The 19676-nt window shown below is 45.6% G+C and carries 17 protein-coding genes; 4 read left to right on the top strand and 13 right to left on the bottom strand.

The window, feature by feature from the left end:
- The first annotated feature begins 622 nt into the window (after positions 1 to 622).
- Together AM500_RS02210 and AM500_RS02205 are read left to right on the top strand one after the other, a co-directional pair.
- Entirely contained in the window at positions 623 to 2233 is a 1611-nt protein-coding gene (locus tag AM500_RS02210) for an SWIM zinc finger family protein (protein WP_053597737.1), read from the top strand.
- A complete protein-coding gene (locus AM500_RS02205; RefSeq protein WP_053597736.1) occupies positions 2226 to 5198 on the top strand; it encodes a DEAD/DEAH box helicase in 2973 nt (990 codons plus the stop codon). Before AM500_RS02210 ends, AM500_RS02205 begins: the two co-directional genes overlap by 8 nt.
- Positions 5199 to 5694: 496 nt before the next feature.
- On the opposite strand, the gene AM500_RS02200 is transcribed toward AM500_RS02205, so the two are convergent.
- A complete protein-coding gene (locus tag AM500_RS02200) occupies positions 5695 to 5913 on the bottom strand; it encodes a hypothetical protein (protein WP_053597735.1) in 219 nt (72 codons plus the stop codon).
- The gene (locus tag AM500_RS26340) at positions 5906 to 6616 is read right to left on the bottom strand and encodes a single-stranded DNA-binding protein (protein ID WP_082347100.1); all 711 of its coding nucleotides are present in this window, start codon (positions 6614 to 6616) and stop codon (positions 5906 to 5908) included. Before AM500_RS26340 ends, AM500_RS02200 begins: the two co-directional genes overlap by 8 nt.
- Positions 6617 to 6877: 261 nt before the next feature.
- Here AM500_RS26340 and AM500_RS02190 point away from each other — a divergent pair, with 261 nt between their 5' ends.
- Complete coding sequence (locus AM500_RS02190) at positions 6878 to 7303, top strand: YwpF family protein (protein WP_053597734.1); 426 nt, start codon at positions 6878 to 6880, stop codon at positions 7301 to 7303.
- A 208-nt stretch (positions 7304 to 7511) separates the two neighbouring features.
- Here AM500_RS02190 and AM500_RS02185 read toward each other — a convergent pair whose 3' ends face one another.
- The 10 genes from AM500_RS02185 to AM500_RS02140 all read right to left on the bottom strand — a co-directional run bounded on the left by AM500_RS02185 (position 7512) and on the right by AM500_RS02140 (position 17956).
- Positions 7512 to 7808 (bottom strand): hypothetical protein, encoded by a 297-nt coding sequence (locus AM500_RS02185; protein WP_053597733.1) that lies wholly within the window; start codon positions 7806 to 7808, stop codon positions 7512 to 7514.
- 305 nt (positions 7809 to 8113) lie between these two features.
- A complete protein-coding gene (gene fabZ, locus AM500_RS02180; RefSeq protein ID WP_043930007.1) occupies positions 8114 to 8545 on the bottom strand; it encodes a 3-hydroxyacyl-ACP dehydratase FabZ in 432 nt (143 codons plus the stop codon).
- Between the two features lie 252 nt (positions 8546 to 8797).
- Complete coding sequence (locus AM500_RS02175) at positions 8798 to 9085, bottom strand: DNA-directed RNA polymerase subunit beta (RefSeq protein WP_053597732.1); 288 nt, start codon at positions 9083 to 9085, stop codon at positions 8798 to 8800.
- Between the two features lie 241 nt (positions 9086 to 9326).
- Entirely contained in the window at positions 9327 to 10328 is a 1002-nt protein-coding gene (locus tag AM500_RS02170; RefSeq protein WP_053597731.1) for a rod shape-determining protein, read from the bottom strand.
- A gap of 356 nt (positions 10329 to 10684) precedes the next feature.
- Positions 10685 to 10954, bottom strand: a complete 270-nt coding sequence (gene spoIIID, locus AM500_RS02165; RefSeq protein ID WP_043930010.1) for a sporulation transcriptional regulator SpoIIID — start codon at positions 10952 to 10954, stop codon at positions 10685 to 10687.
- A gap of 483 nt (positions 10955 to 11437) precedes the next feature.
- Positions 11438 to 12232 carry a nucleotidyltransferase domain-containing protein gene (locus AM500_RS02160; RefSeq protein ID WP_053597730.1) on the bottom strand — a complete coding sequence of 265 codons (795 nt, stop codon included), beginning with the start codon at positions 12230 to 12232 and terminating at the stop codon, positions 11438 to 11440.
- A 94-nt stretch (positions 12233 to 12326) separates the two neighbouring features.
- The gene (locus tag AM500_RS02155) at positions 12327 to 12932 is read right to left on the bottom strand and encodes a pyroglutamyl-peptidase I (RefSeq protein ID WP_053597729.1); all 606 of its coding nucleotides are present in this window, start codon (positions 12930 to 12932) and stop codon (positions 12327 to 12329) included.
- A 10-nt stretch (positions 12933 to 12942) separates the two neighbouring features.
- Positions 12943 to 14547, bottom strand: a complete 1605-nt coding sequence (locus AM500_RS02150) for a gamma-glutamyltransferase family protein (RefSeq protein WP_053597728.1) — start codon at positions 14545 to 14547, stop codon at positions 12943 to 12945.
- A gap of 326 nt (positions 14548 to 14873) precedes the next feature.
- The gene (locus AM500_RS02145) at positions 14874 to 16874 is read right to left on the bottom strand and encodes a penicillin-binding transpeptidase domain-containing protein (RefSeq protein WP_053597727.1); all 2001 of its coding nucleotides are present in this window, start codon (positions 16872 to 16874) and stop codon (positions 14874 to 14876) included.
- 206 nt (positions 16875 to 17080) lie between these two features.
- On the bottom strand, positions 17081 to 17956 hold the full coding sequence (locus AM500_RS02140; protein ID WP_053597726.1) for a stage II sporulation protein SpoIIQ: 876 nt from the start codon (positions 17954 to 17956) through the stop codon (positions 17081 to 17083).
- Positions 17957 to 18074: 118 nt separating this feature from the next.
- Between AM500_RS02140 and AM500_RS02135 the strand changes: the two genes are divergently transcribed.
- Complete coding sequence (locus AM500_RS02135; RefSeq protein ID WP_331457404.1) at positions 18075 to 18536, top strand: VanZ family protein; 462 nt, start codon at positions 18075 to 18077, stop codon at positions 18534 to 18536.
- 79 nt (positions 18537 to 18615) lie between these two features.
- Here the strand turns inward: AM500_RS02135 and spoIID are convergent, their stop codons facing one another.
- Positions 18616 to 19656, bottom strand: coding sequence for a stage II sporulation protein D (gene spoIID, locus AM500_RS02130; RefSeq protein ID WP_053597725.1), 1041 nt, complete (start codon positions 19654 to 19656; stop codon positions 18616 to 18618).
- Between the last annotated feature and the right edge of the window lie 20 nt (positions 19657 to 19676).

The following is a 19676-nucleotide window of genomic DNA, read 5'->3' as shown; positions in this document are numbered from 1 at the left end:
TATAATATAATTATTTGTTAATGAATGAACATTCAATTCTAGAGAAAAAGAGGAAGCGATTTGGGTAAATCAGTGGAAAGAGCTGATGAAAACTTAAAAAGAACACTTAAAATCAAAAGGAATGATTACATAGAGAGATTATTTTGTTTTTAAAGGAGAAAGAGTCAATTTCAGTGCTATGCCTGAAGGGTCTCCTACTCTCCGCTAATTTGGGGTATAATAAAGTGATAACTACCAATACAGTAGAGCGTACATTCAAACGCTAAGTGTTAGTCCGGCTTACCGTTGTATATGGATTCACCGGGATTAGAATAAGGGTGCCGCTGCAACAGCTTGGAGCAACGAAGCCCTCCAAATGCGGCATAGTTTCCGCAGCGTGCCATTGGTCCTTCCGTGGCACTGGCAAACAAGCCACTGTAGCATATGTGTAAAATTTAACCGGTGCATTACCGGGCAATGTTGCATGCTGGTTGAAATGAATATAAATGTTCGTTTTTAGAAATCAATACGGGCATAGCAATATAAAATTAATTTCCCTGTACTGTTGGCGAATGGCCAAGTATCAGGGAAATAGGCATTCAATATTTTCCTATTAGCCAAAAAGAGAAAGAGGTGTGTACCGATGCGGAATGAAGGGCTTGCGATGGCATCCGATAAAATCCAGGATATGCTTTCGCCACATTCGGAAGAGGATGCGCGCCTGATGCAAAAGGGAATGCTGCTTTACCGCCAGGGATTAGTATCACAACTGCGAATGGATGAAGAAACCATTACTGCGACAGTTCAGGATGTTGTGCCTGTCAAGGTAACCCTTGAGCTGCTATTTCCCGAGATGAGTGAGTGCTCGTGTCCGGGCCAAGGCCTGTGCAGACATCAGCTTGCTGTTTTTTTCAGTGCGTATGGCAGAACCAATTCAGTCGCAGAATGGATAGAGGACTGGCGTTATCCGGTCCAGGAAAAGCGTGCTGCCGCGGAATGGGGCTTACAGAAGGCGCGTGATCTAGTCAAGGCAAGTGGAGCCTTGAAACAGGATTACGCTGCCTGGATTGATTCCTTCACGGAAAATTTCTCTTCAATTATGCGCGCAAAGAAGAATGTAAATCCGTACATAGTAAGCGAGCTGTTTGGAGTTTACTGGCGCCGTATTAAAGCTGATTCTCCGCGCGGTGAGGAATGGGCGCTTCTGCATCAGCTTTCGGCGAGTGTATTTTCGTTCACAGAGCTGGCGCGATTTAGCCAGGAGCTCGGACATACCGAGGAAATGGTCAGCCGTTACTACAGGCATGTGTTTTCAGATCTTGAGACCGAGGCATCCCAACTTGCGGCAAAGCTAGGCAAACGCGCCAGGCCGCTAGGTTTCGATCCCTTCTTAGAACAGCTCCGTAAAGATACGCGGGATATTTTGACGGTTATTCCATTTCTTGTTTATGAGCGTGCCTTTTTATACATGGGGATTTGGTCGGGTCTTTTTAAAAAGAAGGAATGGCTTGAAGAAGAGTCCAAGAAGCTTGATGAAATGAGTTTAAGCGCTGAATCCGGTCACCCGCTTGCGATTGCGGCTGCACATTTACATGTCCTTTTAAATGAGGATGCGCTTGCTCTTGCATTTATAGCAAGGCTGTCTGATGAGGAGGCACCGCCATTCCTGCTGTATTGGATTGATGAGATGAATGCACACAAGGAATGGGGACGGGTTGGTCCATACCTCGAGCTGCTCACACAGAAACTCAAGGGTGTCCTTGCCGCCATCCCGGGATACCAGGGCCGCGCTCAGTTTGCCAGAAAAGCGCTTGAGTCGGCGCTTCCTTATGTCGAGGAGACAGGCAGGTCGGAGCTCCTGGAAAGGCTGCTTCACCAGGCACTTCCTTATACGTATTATGAATATGGCAGTTTGCTGTTTGAACGGGGCGAGTACGGGAAATGGGCAGATTTGCAATCTTTCATGGGCTATCATTATACCGACCTTCCTAGTGCAAGACTGAAGATACTTGAAAAAGAAATGCCTGAGGCGGTCATCTCGATGCTGCACCAGTCCGCAGCAAAGCAAATTGCCACCAAGAACAGGCCTGGATACAAGCAAGCGGTCCGGATGCTCAAAAAGCTCAGGACCTTGTATAAAAAGCAAAAGCGGCTTGATGAATGGGATGTATTTTTCACGGAGCTGCTGGAACGGACAAGGCGGCTGCGCGCGTTCCATGAAGAGTGCCAAAGGAGCAAGCTGATCAATGTATAATGAGCGCTTCATTAAATTATTCCTAAAAAAACATGGTGATGGCTACCTGCTGTCCGCCCAGGGCGCACATGGCGGCTGGCTGCCCGTTGATGCCTGGAAGTTCCCGCTATTCAGCCGGCATCCCGAAAGCTTTTACGGTGCATTTATTGATCCCATAAAAGTGGACGGGATTGAACAGATTGAGTTGAATGCATGGCAGCTCGCCACCCTGTTTGCCCGCGAGTCCTTCAACCGCTTTTTTGACTGGGATTGGGATGAGGCTGCGGAAATCTGCCTGTCATCTGCACACATTATATATGAAGGCATTTTAGAAAAGGAATGGCTGCCTGACTTCAAATCCTGGGAAGGCGGCACCTTCCGCTGGAGGCTCCCTTCAAGGGTTCGCGAAGAGTTCGACAGCTCATTCTGGGAACAGCCTGTCACTATTTCTGGCACAGCTTCCGAATCAGACGAAGCTATTAGCCAGGTGACAGCCTATGACTTTATTGAGGACCTTTACAACCAAGCACTTGACGCTTACCTGACCCGAAATACGGAAATGCGGGAGCTGTTCGGGCCGAAGCTCGAACTTCTTGAAAGTAAAAATATCCCCGCGGCCACGCTCGCCCATTATTTTGATGAAGACTCCTGGCTTGAATGGGTTGGCATCAGGGAAAGCGAGGAACCATTCACAGTAGGATTAAGGCTAGATGAACCCGAGGACGGCGAGGGCTTCTGGCTCCTTGAAACCTTTTTGCGAAGCAAACGGAATCCCGATGAGCTGTACAGAATCGACGATCCCGCAATCCCCTCTTCCTGGAAGCCCTTTTTGGAAAAGGCAGCTCATGAGGAAAACCGGTGGATCAGCCTGATTCCTTCCCTTGGAGTATACGGCAGGCTCAAAACATCTCTTTCCGAAGAAGAGGCTTGGGTGTTTCTGACCGAATCAAGCGAAATATTGCTTGCCCTCGGTGTTGAAATTCTCCTCCCTGGCTGGTGGCAAGCAATGAAGAACGCTAACCTGCGTGTCAAGGCATCCTTGAAGGGCACATCCAGCCACCGGCCATCGTTCGTCGGATTACAGGCGATGCTCGACTTCAACTGGCGCTTCTCGATGAATGGCGTTGACCTGTCCGAAGATGAATTCCGGACCATGGTCGAAGAAAAGCGCCGCCTCGTCTATATACGGGGCCGCTGGGTAAAGCTCGACCCGCAATTTATCCGGCAAATCCAGGAAATCATGAAGAAAGCCGAAAAGGAAGGCCTTCATGTCCGCGACTTGCTCGAGCAGGAACTGAGTCCCGAACCAGAGGGTGATGACCTTGAAAACCCAAGGACGTTTGCCAAAATCCAGATCGAACTGAACCGGCAATGGAAACAAATGCTCAAGCAGCTAAACGAAATCAAGGAAATCCCGCTTGCCGACGTTCCATCAGGCCTGAACGGAACATTAAGGCAATACCAGCAGCTCGGCATGAGCTGGCTCTTGTTCCTCCGCCAATTCGGTTTCGGCGCAACACTTGCAGATGACATGGGTCTCGGCAAGACGATCCAGCTTATTTCCTACCTTCTTTCGGTTAAAGAAAAAGCCGCCGAAGAAAGCAGCCGCGCAGGGAAAAGCAATCGTAAATCTGACGGCGGAGATACATTGCTGGCGGAACCCGTCCCAGAGCCCGTGGCGACGGCTGCCACTACGGAGCCTCCATCACTGATTATCTGTCCGACATCCGTGCTTGGAAACTGGCAAAAGGAGCTTGAAAGGTTCGCACCCGATCTCCGTGTCCACCTGCATTACGGATCTAGCCGCCTGAAGGGCGAGAAGTTCGTTGAAGCCGTAACCGGGCAGGACGTTGTACTGACATCGTATGGCCTATCCCACCTCGATGAAGAAGAGTTTAATAAAATCGAGTGGAACGCAATTGCAATTGATGAGGCGCAAAACATAAAAAATGCGAATACAAAGCAGTCGCGCGCGGTCCGGAAGCTCAAGGGAAGACATCATATTGCCTTGACAGGAACTCCGATGGAAAACCGCCTGTCCGAGCTTTGGTCGATTTTCGACTTTACGAATCACGGCTACCTCGGCAGCCTTGGCCAATTCCAGAAGCGGTTCATCATCCCGATTGAAAAGGATGATAATAAAGACAAGGTCCGCGAGCTTCAAGGCCTGATTCGCCCATTCCTTCTGCGGCGGACGAAAAAGGATGAAGAAGTTGCGTTAAATCTGCCTGATAAGCTTGAACAAAAGGAGTACTGCCCGTTAACCGCGGAACAGGCATCCTTGTATGAACAGCTTGTTCAGGATACGTTCTCCCAGCTTGAGAAGCTGACAGGTATGGAACGTAAAGGCATGATTCTTCAGCTGCTTGGCCGGCTGAAGCAGCTTTGTAACCACCCAGCCCTGTATTTGAAGGAAAATGCCCAGGTCAGGGACAGCGATGTTTCCCCAGGGAGAGACCTGATTTCGAGGTCTGCCAAAATGGAAAAACTCGTTGAACTAGTCGATGCAGTCCTTGACCAGGATGAAAGCTGCTTGATTTTTACCCAATATATTGAAATGGGCGAAATGATCAAGGCTGTCTTAAAGCGGAAATTCAAGATTGACGTTCCATTCCTAAATGGAAGTGTTCCAAAAACAAAACGCGACGATATGATAGCGCAGTTTCAGGAGCACCAGTTCCCGGTCTTCCTGCTTAGCCTGAAAGCAGGCGGAACCGGCCTGAATTTAACCGCAGCCAACCACGTCATCCATTATGATCGATGGTGGAACCCGGCCGTGGAAAACCAGGCAACCGACAGAGCATACCGCATCGGCCAGGAACGCTTCGTTCATGTTCACAAAATGATTTGCACAGGGACGCTTGAGGAAAAAATCGACGCGATGCTCGAGAAGAAGCAGCATCTCAACGACCAGATCATTCAAAGCGAAAACTGGATCACCGAAATGTCAACCGAAGAACTGCGCGATCTGATTCTATTAAAATAAACCCAAAAAGCCGGCTGTCCGTATTTATGGACAGCCGGCTTTTTTTAGAATAACCTGCTGGGACAAGGCTTCTCTGTTACCTTTTCATGCTTGAGGCACTATCTTTGGGCACTGACAAGGCTTCACTATTACCACCTATTCTTCCTCAATCAATTGAGTTTCATCTTTTTATAGCTTAAAACAGGAAAGGCCGCTGAATTGGCAGTTCAGCGGCCTTTCCTTTTATATTACAGGGGGGGTTTTTAATTAGTTTACCCGCTGAGGTGAAACTTATACCTATAATCTCTTTTCTAAGGCAAAAAATTTAAAAACCGACGGAAAAACCGCCGGCAGCAGGGGGGCAGGACTACGGGGGGGCAGATTGAATCTCTTTCTGTAAGGGCTCATGGGGACCGTTTCTAGTGGCAGCTCTCGCATGGCAAATGCTTTGGGAAGGTAAGCCATGGATAGTCATCGGTCAGGTTTATGAAAATAGAAAATTAATCTGTGGTTCACTTTAAAGATTCATTAGGAAAGGGGAATCGTGAAGGGATTGCTGAGTTGGATCGGCGCGGGCACATCCCAGGGTACGCTCATGTTCCTCTAGCCGTTTCTCAAGAATAAGGATACGGCTATGAAGGCTGCTGACGGTTTCGTTTGTTTTGCCAGTCATCTTGATGAGGCGTTCAAGCAGCAGCTCCAAGCTTTCAGCTACGTTGCTTTTATACCTATCCAAATGGGACTTCCTCCTTTGCAGGCGGGATGACAGCCTCTACTTTCTCAAAAGAGAATCGCGTCGAAGGTGGTGTATCAGAATGGGGGGAACCCGCGTGGCCAGCAAAACCACCTTGAACCGGGGACATCTCTGGAGCCGTACTTTGCCCAGAACTGAAATGGCGTTCCTGCCCAGGTACTTCACGAGGCATCCCTGGATTAGGATGAGAACCGCCCCACGGATCCTGGGGTATGTATCCATCCTGCGGTACAACTTTTTCAGATGGTAATCCTTGTGAATACTCAGGCCGAGGCGGAGGAGGTTGCACATGGTTTTGGACGCTGACTGTCTGCCCGCCATTCCTGTCCCTGGCAGGCACTTCCTGACGCCTTCCTGTATCAGCCTGCTTGCTGCTCAGGAAGCTTATTGACTCTGCCACTACCTCTGTCACATATACCTTTTTGCCATCTTGGTTTTCATAATTACGGGTTTGAATCCTTCCTGTAATCCCAACGACTGATCCCTTTTGACAATACTGAGCGGTATTTTCAGCAGCCTTTCTCCAGAGTGTGCATTGAACAAAATCCGTATCGACGTCACCATGGGTATTTCGGTACTGGCGGTTGACTGCAAGTATAACATTTAACACATAAGTTCCTTCTGTTGTTACTTTCAAATCGGGATTCTTGGTCAGTCGGCCCACCAGTGTAACTTGATTGATCATCTTCACAACTCCTCTCCTTCGATGCTTTCATCTTATCCCTGCATGCTTAGCAAGTAAAATTGGCAAAAACCATTTTTCTTACCCCAATTGCCCTTAAAAGTCATTTTTGCCCTAGGGAAAAGTAACCTATGAACAGTCCTTTTTCAAAAACAATGCGATTTTGCCAGTTCAGAAATCTTTTTTCTACTAGTGACCACGAGTGATGTAAATGGTGATTATGGTATAATACAGGCAACTTATACTCTTGAGGAGGTATGTTGTGTGAAAACCTTTAAGCTTATAGCCCTCGAAATCATAGAGGATGAAAAAACAACCGAAATTCCACTGGAAAGCGGTTTGATCATCAATAAAGAAGACGAACAATCAAACTGGCTGATCGAAGCCTACACCGACCTTTCCTTCTACGAGTATTTTAAGGAATATGAAGATTCCTCACAGGAGTGCATTGTCCAGGTCGTCATTACCCACCGCCAAAATGACCCTGCCTATTTCCAGGCCAGAGTTTGCACATTAAAGAAGTTCGAGAACCACATAAGTGTACTGCTAGAAGGACGGCTTCGCAGAACGAAAGTGGGCTATGCTGAAATGCTGCTGGGCCAGCTTCTTGACCAGGGCTTGGAGGGTAACGGGCTGCTATCTGAATTCAAAGACAAAATGCAAAGCAAGCCCAGGCTAAAGCCGAGATGACGTTTAAGTTGAAAATAGGATACTTTGAAACCTGTTTTTGACCTATTCTTTCCTTTTTCGACCCCCGCAAATTTAATCAAACGTTTGATTAAAAACAATATAACCCTTGCAATGAGTAGCATTGAATGAAAACAGTCTTGCAAACATTATCGAAAGCGCAAAAACAAAAAGGAGGCTCTAGGTTAAACCTTGGGCCTCCTTTTACTACTTAATCATTTTTCTTATCATCGTCCATGTCAAGATTGTTTCCGTTATTGTCATCCCTCAACATATTCCCATCATCATTGTTGTTGCCATCATCCGTATCATTTAGCAACCCATCTTCATCTACCCTGCCGTCATTGTTTATATTGGCATCATTGTCATCACGGTTATTCATGTCATCGTCCTGCTGAATATTATCCTGTGGCGGCGGGTTCTGTTCATCATCATTTGTACCGCAGCCCCCCAGCATAAAAACAGCAAACATCGAGCATGCAAGCAGCGCAAGCAGTTTATTTTTCATAATGCAAAAAGCTCCCTTCATCTTATTGTCGACCGGACATTGGTCTCGGAATTAGCTTCCCCAAAAAGATAAGGAACTTGTGCATTATTTTAAACATTACCTATGAAAAACAACTTTTCTTAAAAAAGGGACTTATGAAACAAAGCCAAAAGCAAAAAAACATACAGTGCCGGTTGCAGTCTCTGGGAGGAAGGTATGTGGCACTGTATGCTTTGGTTGTTGTCTTTAATTTACGTTTTTCAGGTATGCAAAACCTAATCAAAGTAAATTTAATCCAAATGAACTAGCAATTGGCATATGTTACCTTATTTTTGGTCTATTAGAGCAAACATAATTTCAGCTTCACAAGCAAGTTCACCATTCACTGTGGCGATGCCCTTTCCTTTGCCCATCGGTCCTCTAAACCGGACCATTTCAACCTCAAGACGAAGCTGGTCGCCAGGGTACACCTGCTTTTTAAAACGGCAATTATCGATTCCTGTAAAAAATGCCAGCTTGCCACGATTTTCTTCGCGCTTCAGCATTGCGACTGCCCCTACCTGGGCAAGAGCCTCAACAATCAGGACACCTGGCATAACAGGGAAATCCGGAAAATGGCCATTGAAAAATTCCTCATTCGCAGTAACATTCTTAATGCCAACTGCACTTTTCCCCTCTTCAACTTCAAGTATTTTATCTACAAGCAGAAATGGATACCGATGTGGAATTATTTCCTTAATTTGTTTAATATCAAGCATTATTAGTACCTCCTATTAATATGTAGTATTAATACTATTGTACGGTTTCTCAGTGCAAAAGCGCAAGTGTCTTCGTAACAGGGAAGGAACGGCCTGTTTCTGTAATGATTATTCTGCCCGAGCTAATCTTTGATGGTTATTCTCAGAATTTCTCCTTGTGAGGCTAGGACCTAAATACGCTGAATATATATTTCCCCAAGTGCTAAATCTATTTTTCTATACAAAAAAAGGAAGGGAATCCCCCTTCCTTACTTATTTTTTGTTCACGAGATCACGTATATGTGTCCATGTAGATTCATTGAGAATATCGGTTGGATTACCACCGCCAAGAACGCCATAGCCAAACATAGCACCTGCTCCGGCACAAATAACAACCAGCAGGATGAACAGAATCAGTTTCAGCCAAATGGGAATAAGGCGGGTACGTACCCGCTTCTTTTTTGATGAAGCTGATACTGAACTCTCCTCTTGTTGGCGGCGTACCTTTTTAATCTCTTCACGTGTTTTAGGTTGTTCTTGCTTATATGTTGTTGATGACATAATTTACTCCTTTTGGGTAGGAAGCAGACGTACAAAAACTATCGGCAACCTTTTTTACAAAAAAGCTGGTTCCTTTATCTCTATTATAAGAAAAAAATGAAAATGTAACAGCATTTTTTGTTAGATTACAGAGAAAATAGTCGCTAAATTGAGAGTAAGAGGGTACTTTTTCAGGAATATACATACTAAAAGAGCCCAGCCGGAACAATGCATTCCAGCCAGGCCCTCATATAAGTTAAAGTTACCCTAGTTTCCTTCTGGCAATTCTGTCAATGTTATCAAGCATGATGCCTGTCCCAATCGCAACACAGTCCATTGGGTTTTCGGCAACAAGCACCGGTACTTTAAGCTCCTCAGCCAAAAGCTGGTCGATTCCATGAAGCAAAGCGCCTCCTCCGGTGAGGATGACTCCACGGTCAATGATGTCAGCAGAAAGTTCAGGCGGTGTTCGTTCAAGAACACTTTTGGCAGCCTGGACGATCACGGCAATAGATTCGTGAAGAGCCTGCTCGATTTCAGCAGAATGCACAGTAATCGTACGAGGCAGGCCACTGACCATATCACGTCCGCGGATTTCCATTGATTCATTGCGCGAGCCTTGGAATACGGTTGCGATATTAATTTTAATATCCTCAGAAGTCCGTTCTCCGATTAAAAGCTTATATTCACGCTTTATATAATTTAGGATTTCCATATCAAATTTATCGCCAGCCATTTTAATCGAGGAGGAAGTTACGATGTCTCCCATTGAAAGGACGGCTACATCCGTCGTTCCCCCACCGATATCGACCACCATATTGCCGCTCGGCTGGAAGATGTCCATGCCGGCGCCAATCGCAGCAACCTTTGGCTCTTCTTCAAGATAAATCTTCTTGCCGCCGCTCTTTTCGGCAGCTTCCTTTATTGCCTTTTGCTCGACACTCGTAATATTCGTCGGGCAGCAAATCAAAATACGCGGTTTTGAGAGGAAGCCTTTTACATCCAGCTTGTTAATAAAGTGCTTCAGCATTGCCTCTGTCACATCAAAATCTGCGATGACGCCATCCTTCAACGGGCGAATCGCGACGATATTGCCAGGCGTACGCCCTACCATGCGGCGTGCCTCTTCCCCAACTGCAAGGACTCTATTTGTATTTTTATCAATTGCAACAACAGATGGCTCATTTAATACGATTCCACGGCCTTTGACGTGAATAAGCACGTTAGCCGTACCCAGATCAATCCCTATATCCCTAGCAAACATTGCTTTTAATTTCCTCCTTGAAAAACGGTTTCCCACTTACTTTCCTAATTGTTAATTGTATCATAATGCACCCGTTTTCCATACCTTTTCAGGAGGTTTCTGTAAAAAAATGTCGACACCAAAGCGCAAGCGCCTTGATCATCACCGTACAAACTGGATGGACTTCGACTGAGATACGGTGAATCTTCCATCAGTGGTGAATTTCCACTGATGGTTAGATGAAGCAATCGGACCTCATACGTCAGTTGCCGACAAAGGAGGCTTACTGACATTTAAGGTGGGGTAAAGGAACCACGAAAAGCGTAAGCGTATTCGTGCATCACTTAGCTGGACGAATACAGGTGCAAACTTTCTATTTATTTCACTGGTTCCCCTTCTTCTTCCTTCTGGTATTTCATTTTCGTTGCCTCTCCGCCTCTTAGATGTCGGATTGACTTATGATAATCAAGGATTTCCTTTACTTCATTCGCTAGCTCCGGACTGATATCCGGGAGTCTTTCAGTTAAATCCTTATGGACTGTACTTTTGGATACGCCGAATTCCTTCGCGATTACGCGAACTGTTTTCCTCGTCTCCACGATATACTTCCCAATCTTGATAGTTCTCTCTTTGATGTAATCGTGCACACCACTCGCCCTCCTTTAGTTGGATGTGAGAAGTGTGAAATGAGACCCGCTTATCACTTCGACGAAATACTGCCTTCCGCACCCCGGTTATCTCGAACTGGAATCTAGGTACGGCAGAAAGCATCCGCCCTTTTAAAAAGCGCTTCGCTTTCTGACCCTATATGGTCTAATCAAATCTATAGCTGAATACCCGTTGTCTGCAAACGACTCTTCACCTCAAACACTCTCTTGTACAGGTTTGTAACAGTTTATTAGCCCGGTTGAGCGAATATGCACGTGGGACAAGGGGGTGGCTAAGTTTTTCGAAAAATTGGACTGTTTTTCGGCGTATTTGCAAATATCGGTCATATTTAAATCCATTTCCAAAAGAAAAATCCGCCATATGACGGATTTTTCGGGAGATTGTTAAGATTTCTTAATTATATTTATGCAAGTCTATTCAGAGCAATTCTAATCTATGAGCCTTTTTAAAATGGATTCTAATTAGTGCCAGGCTTCTTCAAGTGTTTCTCTGAAAATCAAATCAAGCTTTTGAGTGGGATCCTCGATTGAAGTACTGAGATTATTAACATAATCTTCAAAGTGGTTGATTTCCTCATCAAGATATCGGTTGATTATATCCAGCCTTGGTTCAAGATTCAGCTCATCCCCGGCAATTTTCCGGATTAGCAGGGTATTTACCTCATTCCGCAGGTCTCCAGGTGGAAGCAAGCGTTCCATAAGAGATTGGAATTCCATTGGAGGGACTGTGTTATATTGTTCAATCCATTTTGCTGCCAGTATTGGGCGCAGGACGTAAAAGTACTTCTTAATCTTGACCATATCTCCTTGGAGGAATTCCCGATAGTTCCCTTTGGCCATATTTAAATAGTGGTGGATGCCGGAAACTGGGGAAAAAATCGTTTCGTTTAATTCCCTTAGTTTTTCGGCCACAGTACCAAATTCATAGTAAATAATGCCGGAACGGAGCCACTCAAGTAGCGGCGGGTTTGATTTTCTGAACAGGCGAAGAGCTTTCCTTAATTCCCAGCCACTCACATCCAGCAAATCATCAATTGGAATTGTTAATGAATCATGCTTTGGAATTTCAATGACCTCGCGTTTTTGGTCAATCGATAGGTACCAGGCCATTTCATGTACATAAATAAAGCGCACATCGTAATCGCTGTCCTTTGAGGGAAATCCCCAGGCGCGGCTTCCCGACTCGCAAGCATACAAAATTTTGATTTTGTACTCTGCCTCAATTTGCCTGAGGACGTCCTTAATATGTTCTTTCACAAAATCCCTCCCTTTGTTAAGTTAATTCTAGGTTTCTTTACGTATTCCTTTAAAACAAAAACCCAGGAAAATGATCTTCCCTGGGCTTGATTAATTATTCTATAACACTAATTGCCACCTTTACTGCCTCTAAAAGATCAGAATCGCTCCAGGAAGGCATAGCCTTTTTTCCAGCAACCACAAGCTCGTGCGATGCCGGGATATGAATGAAACCTGCAGGTATCGGCTTGCCGGCCAAAGACAGTTCATGCAGAACCGAATACATGATATTGTTGCAAAGATATGTTCCTGCTGTATTTGAAATTTCAGCAGGGTAGCCTTTTTCCTTAAGTGTATGAACCATTGACCGGATCGGCAGACTGGAAAAATAACCGTCCGGCCCATCCTCTATAATCGGAGCATCTTCGAGTACAACACCGTTATTATCTGCTGCACCATCCCTGCAATTAATGGCAATACGCTCGGGTGTAATCGACTTTCGGCCTGCGGCTAGTCCGAGCGATACTACTACATCCGGATTTAGTTCTTTTATTTTTTCCAAAATGATTTTGTACGACAAGCTGTAATCAACAGGAAGAAGCAAACCAAAAATCTTGTTGTTCCCAATTGACTCGCCGCTTAAGGCTGAAACAATTTTTTCCGTAGGATTGATTGGAAATCCCAGAAAGGGTTCAAAGCCTTTTAAAAGCAATTTCTTCAAAATGTCCCCCCTACCAGCTCGCTATGCTTCCATCAGTCCGATGCTCGGTGCCGCCGGTTAGGACGCCTGTCTCAGAATTACGGACAATGACCTGTCCGCGCCCAAATCCGCCAGAGTCATGGGCGACAAGGATTTGATGTCCCTTTTCGGCCAGCTGGTGGACGAGATGGTTTGAGAATTCATGCTCAACCTCAATCTTCTTGCCCTCAATCCACTGCCATCGCGGCGCGTCCAGGGCAGCCTGTGGATTTAATCCAAAGTCGATCATATTCATGGCTACCTGTACATGTCCCTGGGGCTGCATGAAACCGCCCATTACCCCAAACGGCCCGACCGCCTCACCCCCCTTGGTGATGAAGCCAGGAATGATTGTATGGTACGTTTTCTTACCGGGAGCAAGGGCATTTTCGTGCTCGGAGTCCAATGAAAAATCATGCCCGCGGTTTTGGAGGGCAATTCCAGTGCCTGGCACCACGACCCCTGATCCAAACCCCATATAATTGCTCTGGATGAACGAGACCATGTTGCCATCACTATCCGCAGTTGCAAGGTAGACTGTCCCGCCTCTCGGTAACGTCCCCGGCTCAGGAACCTGTGCGGTTAGTTGAATTTTCTTTCGTGCTGCCTTTGCAAACTCATCCGATAAAAGGTCAGTAACCTTAGCCTTCATTGTTTTTAAATCCGAAATATAGGTCTTTCCATCCGTGAATGCTTGTTTTATCGCCTCAAGCTGAATATGGACTGCATCTGCTTCCTCACGATGAGTAAACGTATATTCTTTTAATATATTGAGTGCCATCAACGCGATAAGTCCCTGTCCGTTCGGAGGGATTTCCCAAACATCATAGCCTTTGTAGTTAACGGAAATCGGCTCCACCCATTCAGGCCTATAAGCAGCGAGATCTTCTTCTCTCAGGAATCCACCCTGCTGGCTGGATGCGCTAGCAATCTTCTTTGCTAGCCTGCCCCGGTAAAAGCTTTCGGCATTTGTCTCTGCAATTTCCTTCAGCGTGTTAGCGTGATCCTCTGATTTCCACATCTCTCCGATTCCAGGCTCTTTCCCATTAGGGGCAAAAACGCGGAACCATTCCTCAAACTCTGTCCCTTTTGCCCTTGTTTTGTATGCCTGATAAGCCCTTGACCAGTACCTTCCAAGGATAGGAGAGATTGGATAACCGCTCTCCGCATACTCAATTGCCGGTTTTAATACCTCTGTAAGCGGCAAACGCCCAAAACGCTCTGACAAGGCAGACCATGCAGATGGGACCCCAGGAACAGTTACAGGAATCCACCCCATAACTGGCATTTTTTCATGACCAAGTTCTTTCAATTTTTTAATAGAAATGGATTGTGGAGCCGGTCCACTTGCATTAAGTCCGTGGAGTTCCCCTTTTGCCCAAACTAGCGCGAATGCATCTCCGCCAATTCCGTTTGAGGTTGGTTCTACAACTGTTAAACAAGCCGCTGTTGCGATTGCGGCATCAATTGCATTTCCTCCCTGCTGCATGATTCGGAGACCTGCCTGAGCCGCAAGCGGCTGTGACGTGGCAACCATTCCGTTCCGTGCAACGGTAGCCATCCTCCTTGATGGATAAGGATATGTAAGAAGTGACATGCAATTCCCCCTCGACTGCTTCGCCTTCCGAAATAGTATACCAAATGTAACCATATCAGAAAAGGGGGAATAGTCGGACTGTTCAAATTTTTAGGTTGTCAGGCTTAAATGAAGATTGAACTAACGTACCTAAAATTGAGTAAGGGATACGATTACCCGTCAACCAAATAATGGGTTTTTTGCTTATTACCTTCTAAGAACCTGTTTCGTCCAACTCTATTAATGACCCGGACGAATTAGTAGACCTTATGAATTCATCCTGTTTCCTGAAAAGTGGTTCTAATATCAAATAAAAGGCTGGAATCTCTTATCCAGCCTTCAAACTATTACTTCATATCTTCAAATATACTTTTCACCATCTTGACCGGTATGCTGGAGCCGCCGCGTTTCTGGACGCCTTCGACAACCATTGCAACTAGCATATCCCCCGCCTCGGCGTTATATGCAACAAACCAGCCGTTTTCCTTTCCGGTTTCCCCCTGGCTTTCCTTGATTTCAGCAGTTCCGGTCTTTCCTGATAAAGGATATCCCTTGATTTCCGCAATTCGCGCTGTCCCGCCTGGGTCCGAAACAACTTTCCTCAGAATTGGCCCAACTGTTGAGGCGGCTTCTGCACTAATCGCCTCTTGTTTTAACACCTGACCTTTTTCATCATCCAGCAATAGGATTGGCTTGATCAAGTTCCCCTTGTTCAGGAACGGCGTGTAGCTTGATGCCAGATGAACGATATTCATTTCAAGCTGTCCCTGGCCATAGCCTGCATCCGCCAAAAGGATGTCTGTATCGAGCGAACCCGTTTGTGATGTTTCAAGTGGAAATGGATAACTGATTTCCTCGCCAAATGCAAATTTCTTAAGAACCTCGGAAAATTTGTCCTTGCCAAGCTTTAGAGATGTCTGAGCAAAATAAATATTATCGGAATACACAAGTGCCTTTTCAAGATCAACATTGGAGGCTTCGCTTACCCTTGTGACAAAATAGCCACCCCAGGATGGATCTTTTTGCCACTTGAGTCCTTTCACATTCATCTTTGCTTTCGGGTCAAGTTCGCCAGCAGTTAATGCTGCTCCGGCGACAATCGGCTTAATGACTGATCCCGGTGCATACCTATCATTGAATCTCGCATTCAAGGGCTGCTTGGGATCTTCGCTTAGCTTCTTCCATTCAGGCCCCGACATTCCAAATACAATTTGATTTGGGTCAAAGGAAGGCGAACTGACGAGCGCCAATGTTTCTCCGGTTTTCGGATGAATCGCAATCGCCGCTCCTGCCTCTTTTTTCATTTTCGCCGCTATCTTTACCTGTAATTCAGCATCGATGGTCAGCTTAACGTGCTGACCGTTCACAACCCGCTTTTCAGCCAGCACTTCCTTGTTCCCGGCTTCATCAACGATAACGATTTGGACACCGGGCTGCCCCCTAAGCTGCTCTTCAAATTGCTCTTCGAGTCCGCTCTTTCCAATAAAATCATTGCTTGAGTAGCCTTTGCCTTCCCGCTTCTCCAAATCTTCCGCTGTCACCTTGCCAATATAGCCAACCAAATGGGCGGCCGCTTCCCCATATGGGTATATCCTCGATTCAACCCTTTTGGTCTGGACCGGTTCGAGCTCTATTAATTTATCTATTAGGGCTTTATCATTCTCTGAAACCTTTTTAAGCGGGACAAAATATTCCGGTTTCACCCATTCGGCACCTACCGCTTTCTCAATGCTTTCCTCCGGCATATTTAAAAGCTTTGCCACCTGGGAAATCATCTCTTTTTCTTTCCCTTCCATATCTTTAGGAACGAGTCCAACTTCTAAGACCAATCCTGTAGTGGCAAGCTGCTGCCCGTTCCGATCATAAATCTCCCCCCGTGCCGGTGTTTGTGTGGCAAGCGAAATCTTATCCGTCTTCTCCATCTGCGGGAATATGTAACTCGTATTCCAATCAATATACCAATTCTCTTTATCGTTCCGGGTTTCTTTGACAAGAAAAGCATCATGTCCGAATTCTATCGGGCCCGCGATACTATCCATTTTAGCTGTAAAGCTGTATGTGGCCTGTTCTTTTTCAGCTTGTTTGTCTTCCTTTGGCTTTTTAAAGCTTATTTTCAAATCATTAATTTGCAGGTCTCCATATATCTTTTTATACCGCTCCGTAAATTCCTTTTTACTGATTTCGTCCCGTGTCTCAGAGGACAAATAATTATACATTCCGTCAAAATCCTGTTTGTTCCATAAATCAATGTAACTGGAAAAACGGTCTGCAGGCTGCGGCTGTTCTGTACATCCAGCCATGCTTGCCATCAGGGCTACACCAATAAGCAAACCTATCAGCTTCTTCATCACTTGTCCCCCTCTGCTGTTTCCCCCATTTTACCAATATATGTTTCGAAAGGCTAATGATTCAGTGTTCAATGCCTTGCTATTTCTTCTCTTCCAATATCCTATAAGGTTCTCGGGGAAGTTGATAATATCCCATTTTGCGGGCGGCAAGAGGGTATAATCTTCATAAAAAAAAGAGAGGGCTGCCCCTCTCTTCAAATACTGGATTATGAATTTGAGTTGTCTCCAGATTCCTCGGTTGAATCATCTGCTGGAGCTTTTTCGGATGAATCATCAGCTGGCTGGTTAGAGGATTCATCTGCTCCTTCCTCAGTACCTTGTTCATCAGCTGGTGTTTGGCTATTGCTTTCTTCCTCAACAGCTTCCTTCTCGTCAACTGCTTCTTGCCCGCCAACTTGTTCTTGTTGGAGCGCACTTAGCGTCTTGTCAAAGAAATTTTCTGGATTGACCGCCACACCGTCCTTACGGATTTCAAAGTGGACATGGACGCCAGCTTTTTCATTCAGCAGACTTTGGCCTGCTGTTGCAAGTACGTCACCTTTGTCTACAGTATCTCCAACTTGGACTTTAATGTCTTTAACGGATTGATAGTGTGTTACAATACCAGTGTCATGCTGGACTTCAATCCAGTTGCCAAGCAGAGCATCTTCCTCTACTCTTGTAACTGTGCCGCTTAGTGCTGCAAGCACATCAAACGCGGAGCCATCCTTCATGGCAATATCAATGCCTGTATTTTGGACGTAGGTATTGTTGTAGACTACCAGTGCTGCTTCCTGTTCCTTTTCGCTGGCGGCGTTGTCATAGAACTTCTTTTTAACAACCGCCTGTTCCTCGTTGCCAACCGGCATTGAGATGGTTTCCATAGACTTGTTGACTTCTAAGGATGGTTCATCGACTTGCTTTTTGGCGAGATCAGTCGATTTGTAATCGTATTTGTCTGCTGAGTCGCCGCTGTTCTGGTACCAAAGAACACCTGTCAGAATGATGGCTGCACTAAGAATGTAAACTGTGGGTAATACCCAGCGCTTTTTGAAAAAGCGTTTGACTCCTTGAGAAGATTGCTTTTTTTCTTCCTCTCTCATTATCATCACCTCAGCAATCATTCTGAACACATTGGTAGAATTATATACATGGCATGAAAAATTTTTGGTTTATTTTTTGTATCTAATTTCCGTTTTATGCATGAAAGGGTGATTTTTCTTGAAATTTGTCAAATGGACGGCACGGCTGCTGCCTTTCATCTATATGGTTTTGATCTGGACGATGTCCAGCCTGCCCAGCAACCACTTCGTAGAGCTCCCTGATTCAAAAATCGACCGCACCATAAAGGAATCTCTTCATTTGATAGAGTTCGCGATTCTATACGGGTTGCTTGTACTTGCATTTCTCACCACTAAAAAGAAGTTCACTACTCGTGTGAACATGGCTCTCGCTGCTGTAGCGGCTCTCTATGGGCTCACGGACGAAATTCACCAATCCTTCTACCCGTATCGGTCGGCGTCGCTGTTTGACCTCTTCAAGGACGTTGCCGGGATTCTGGTTGTTTATTATTTTGTTAACGGGGCAATGTTCAAGGGGAAATTCCAGAGGCTTGCAAGGCTACTTGAGAAGTGGAGGAATGCTGTTGGGCCAGGTAGCGGAAGACTCCACTCCTATTTATAGCGCTAATAGGAATAACTCATTGGTTCAGCTTTTTTTATACACAAAAGGCCGGCCCTTTTATCGGGAGCCGGCCTCATTGTTATTTGCCTGCAGTAATAGTAGCAAGAAGTCCATCTGCCTTGCTGATATCGATTCCTTTATAATAATATTTAACAATTTCTTTATATGTTTTGCCTTCAGCTGCCATACCATTAGCTCCGTACTGGCTCATACCGACTCCATGGCCAAAGCCCCGGGTAGTTATGATAATTTCATTACCGCGTCTCTCCCAGGAAAAGTCAGAGGATCTTAGGTCAAGCTCATCACGTATTTCCCTTCCAGTAAGAGTTTTCCCATTGAAATCTACTGTTCCAACCCGGTTCCCTGCCGTCCGTTCTTTAATAACCCCAATTGTCTCGGAGTTTCCAATCTGTACCCCAAGCTTACTTTCAAAATCCTGAACAGAAATAGTTATTTGGTTTTTGTATTTTGGAGATTTTTTGTCCCATGGACTTTCTACGCTCCTTAAATACGGTACAGTATTTTTCCAATAGTCTTCTGAATTCTCCGTATAGCCATTGCTAGTTGAAAAAAATGTGGCATCAATCGCCTTGCCATTATAGGTAAGGATTTGCCCATCCGTTGCCCGGACTGCATCCTTGATCTTCTTCTTTTTCCACTTATAATCCGCACCCCACCCTATGGGTTTAGGCCGCTTTAGCTCTTCATCACTTTTGAATACCTGGTGGATTTCAGTATCAGTCACCTGTGCCCCTTCTGGAAGGCCAAGTTTTTCCTTCGTTAATAGCTGTTGGACTATATAGGTTCTGGCTGTCAAAGCCTGCGCTTTTAACGCCTCTTCCTCAAACTCCGCCGGCATTTCGGCTGCTACGACGCCTTCAAGGTACTTATTGAGAGTCAGCTTTTCAATTTTTTGCTGGGCGGTCCGGTATACTGCGACTTCTACTACAGCATCTGCTGAACGTTCATTTGCCTTCTCAGTTGGAGCCTGCCGCAAGTCTTCACCCAGTTTGCCGCTAGCCTGATCACCCTTATAAGGGAGGACGAGCAATGCTGGTATGATGAGCGTAACTGCAAGAAGGAAGGATGCTAGTGCGATGAATGGTTTTGCGTTTTTCATATAAGAGCCTCCAGTTGAAA

The sequence above is a fragment of the Bacillus sp. FJAT-18017 genome (assembly GCF_001278805.1).
Taxonomy (GTDB): Bacteria; Bacillota; Bacilli; order Bacillales; family Cytobacillaceae; genus Bacillus_D.
The sequence above is the reverse complement of the archived record's forward strand: the minus strand, read 5'-3'. Positions and strand labels throughout refer to the sequence as shown.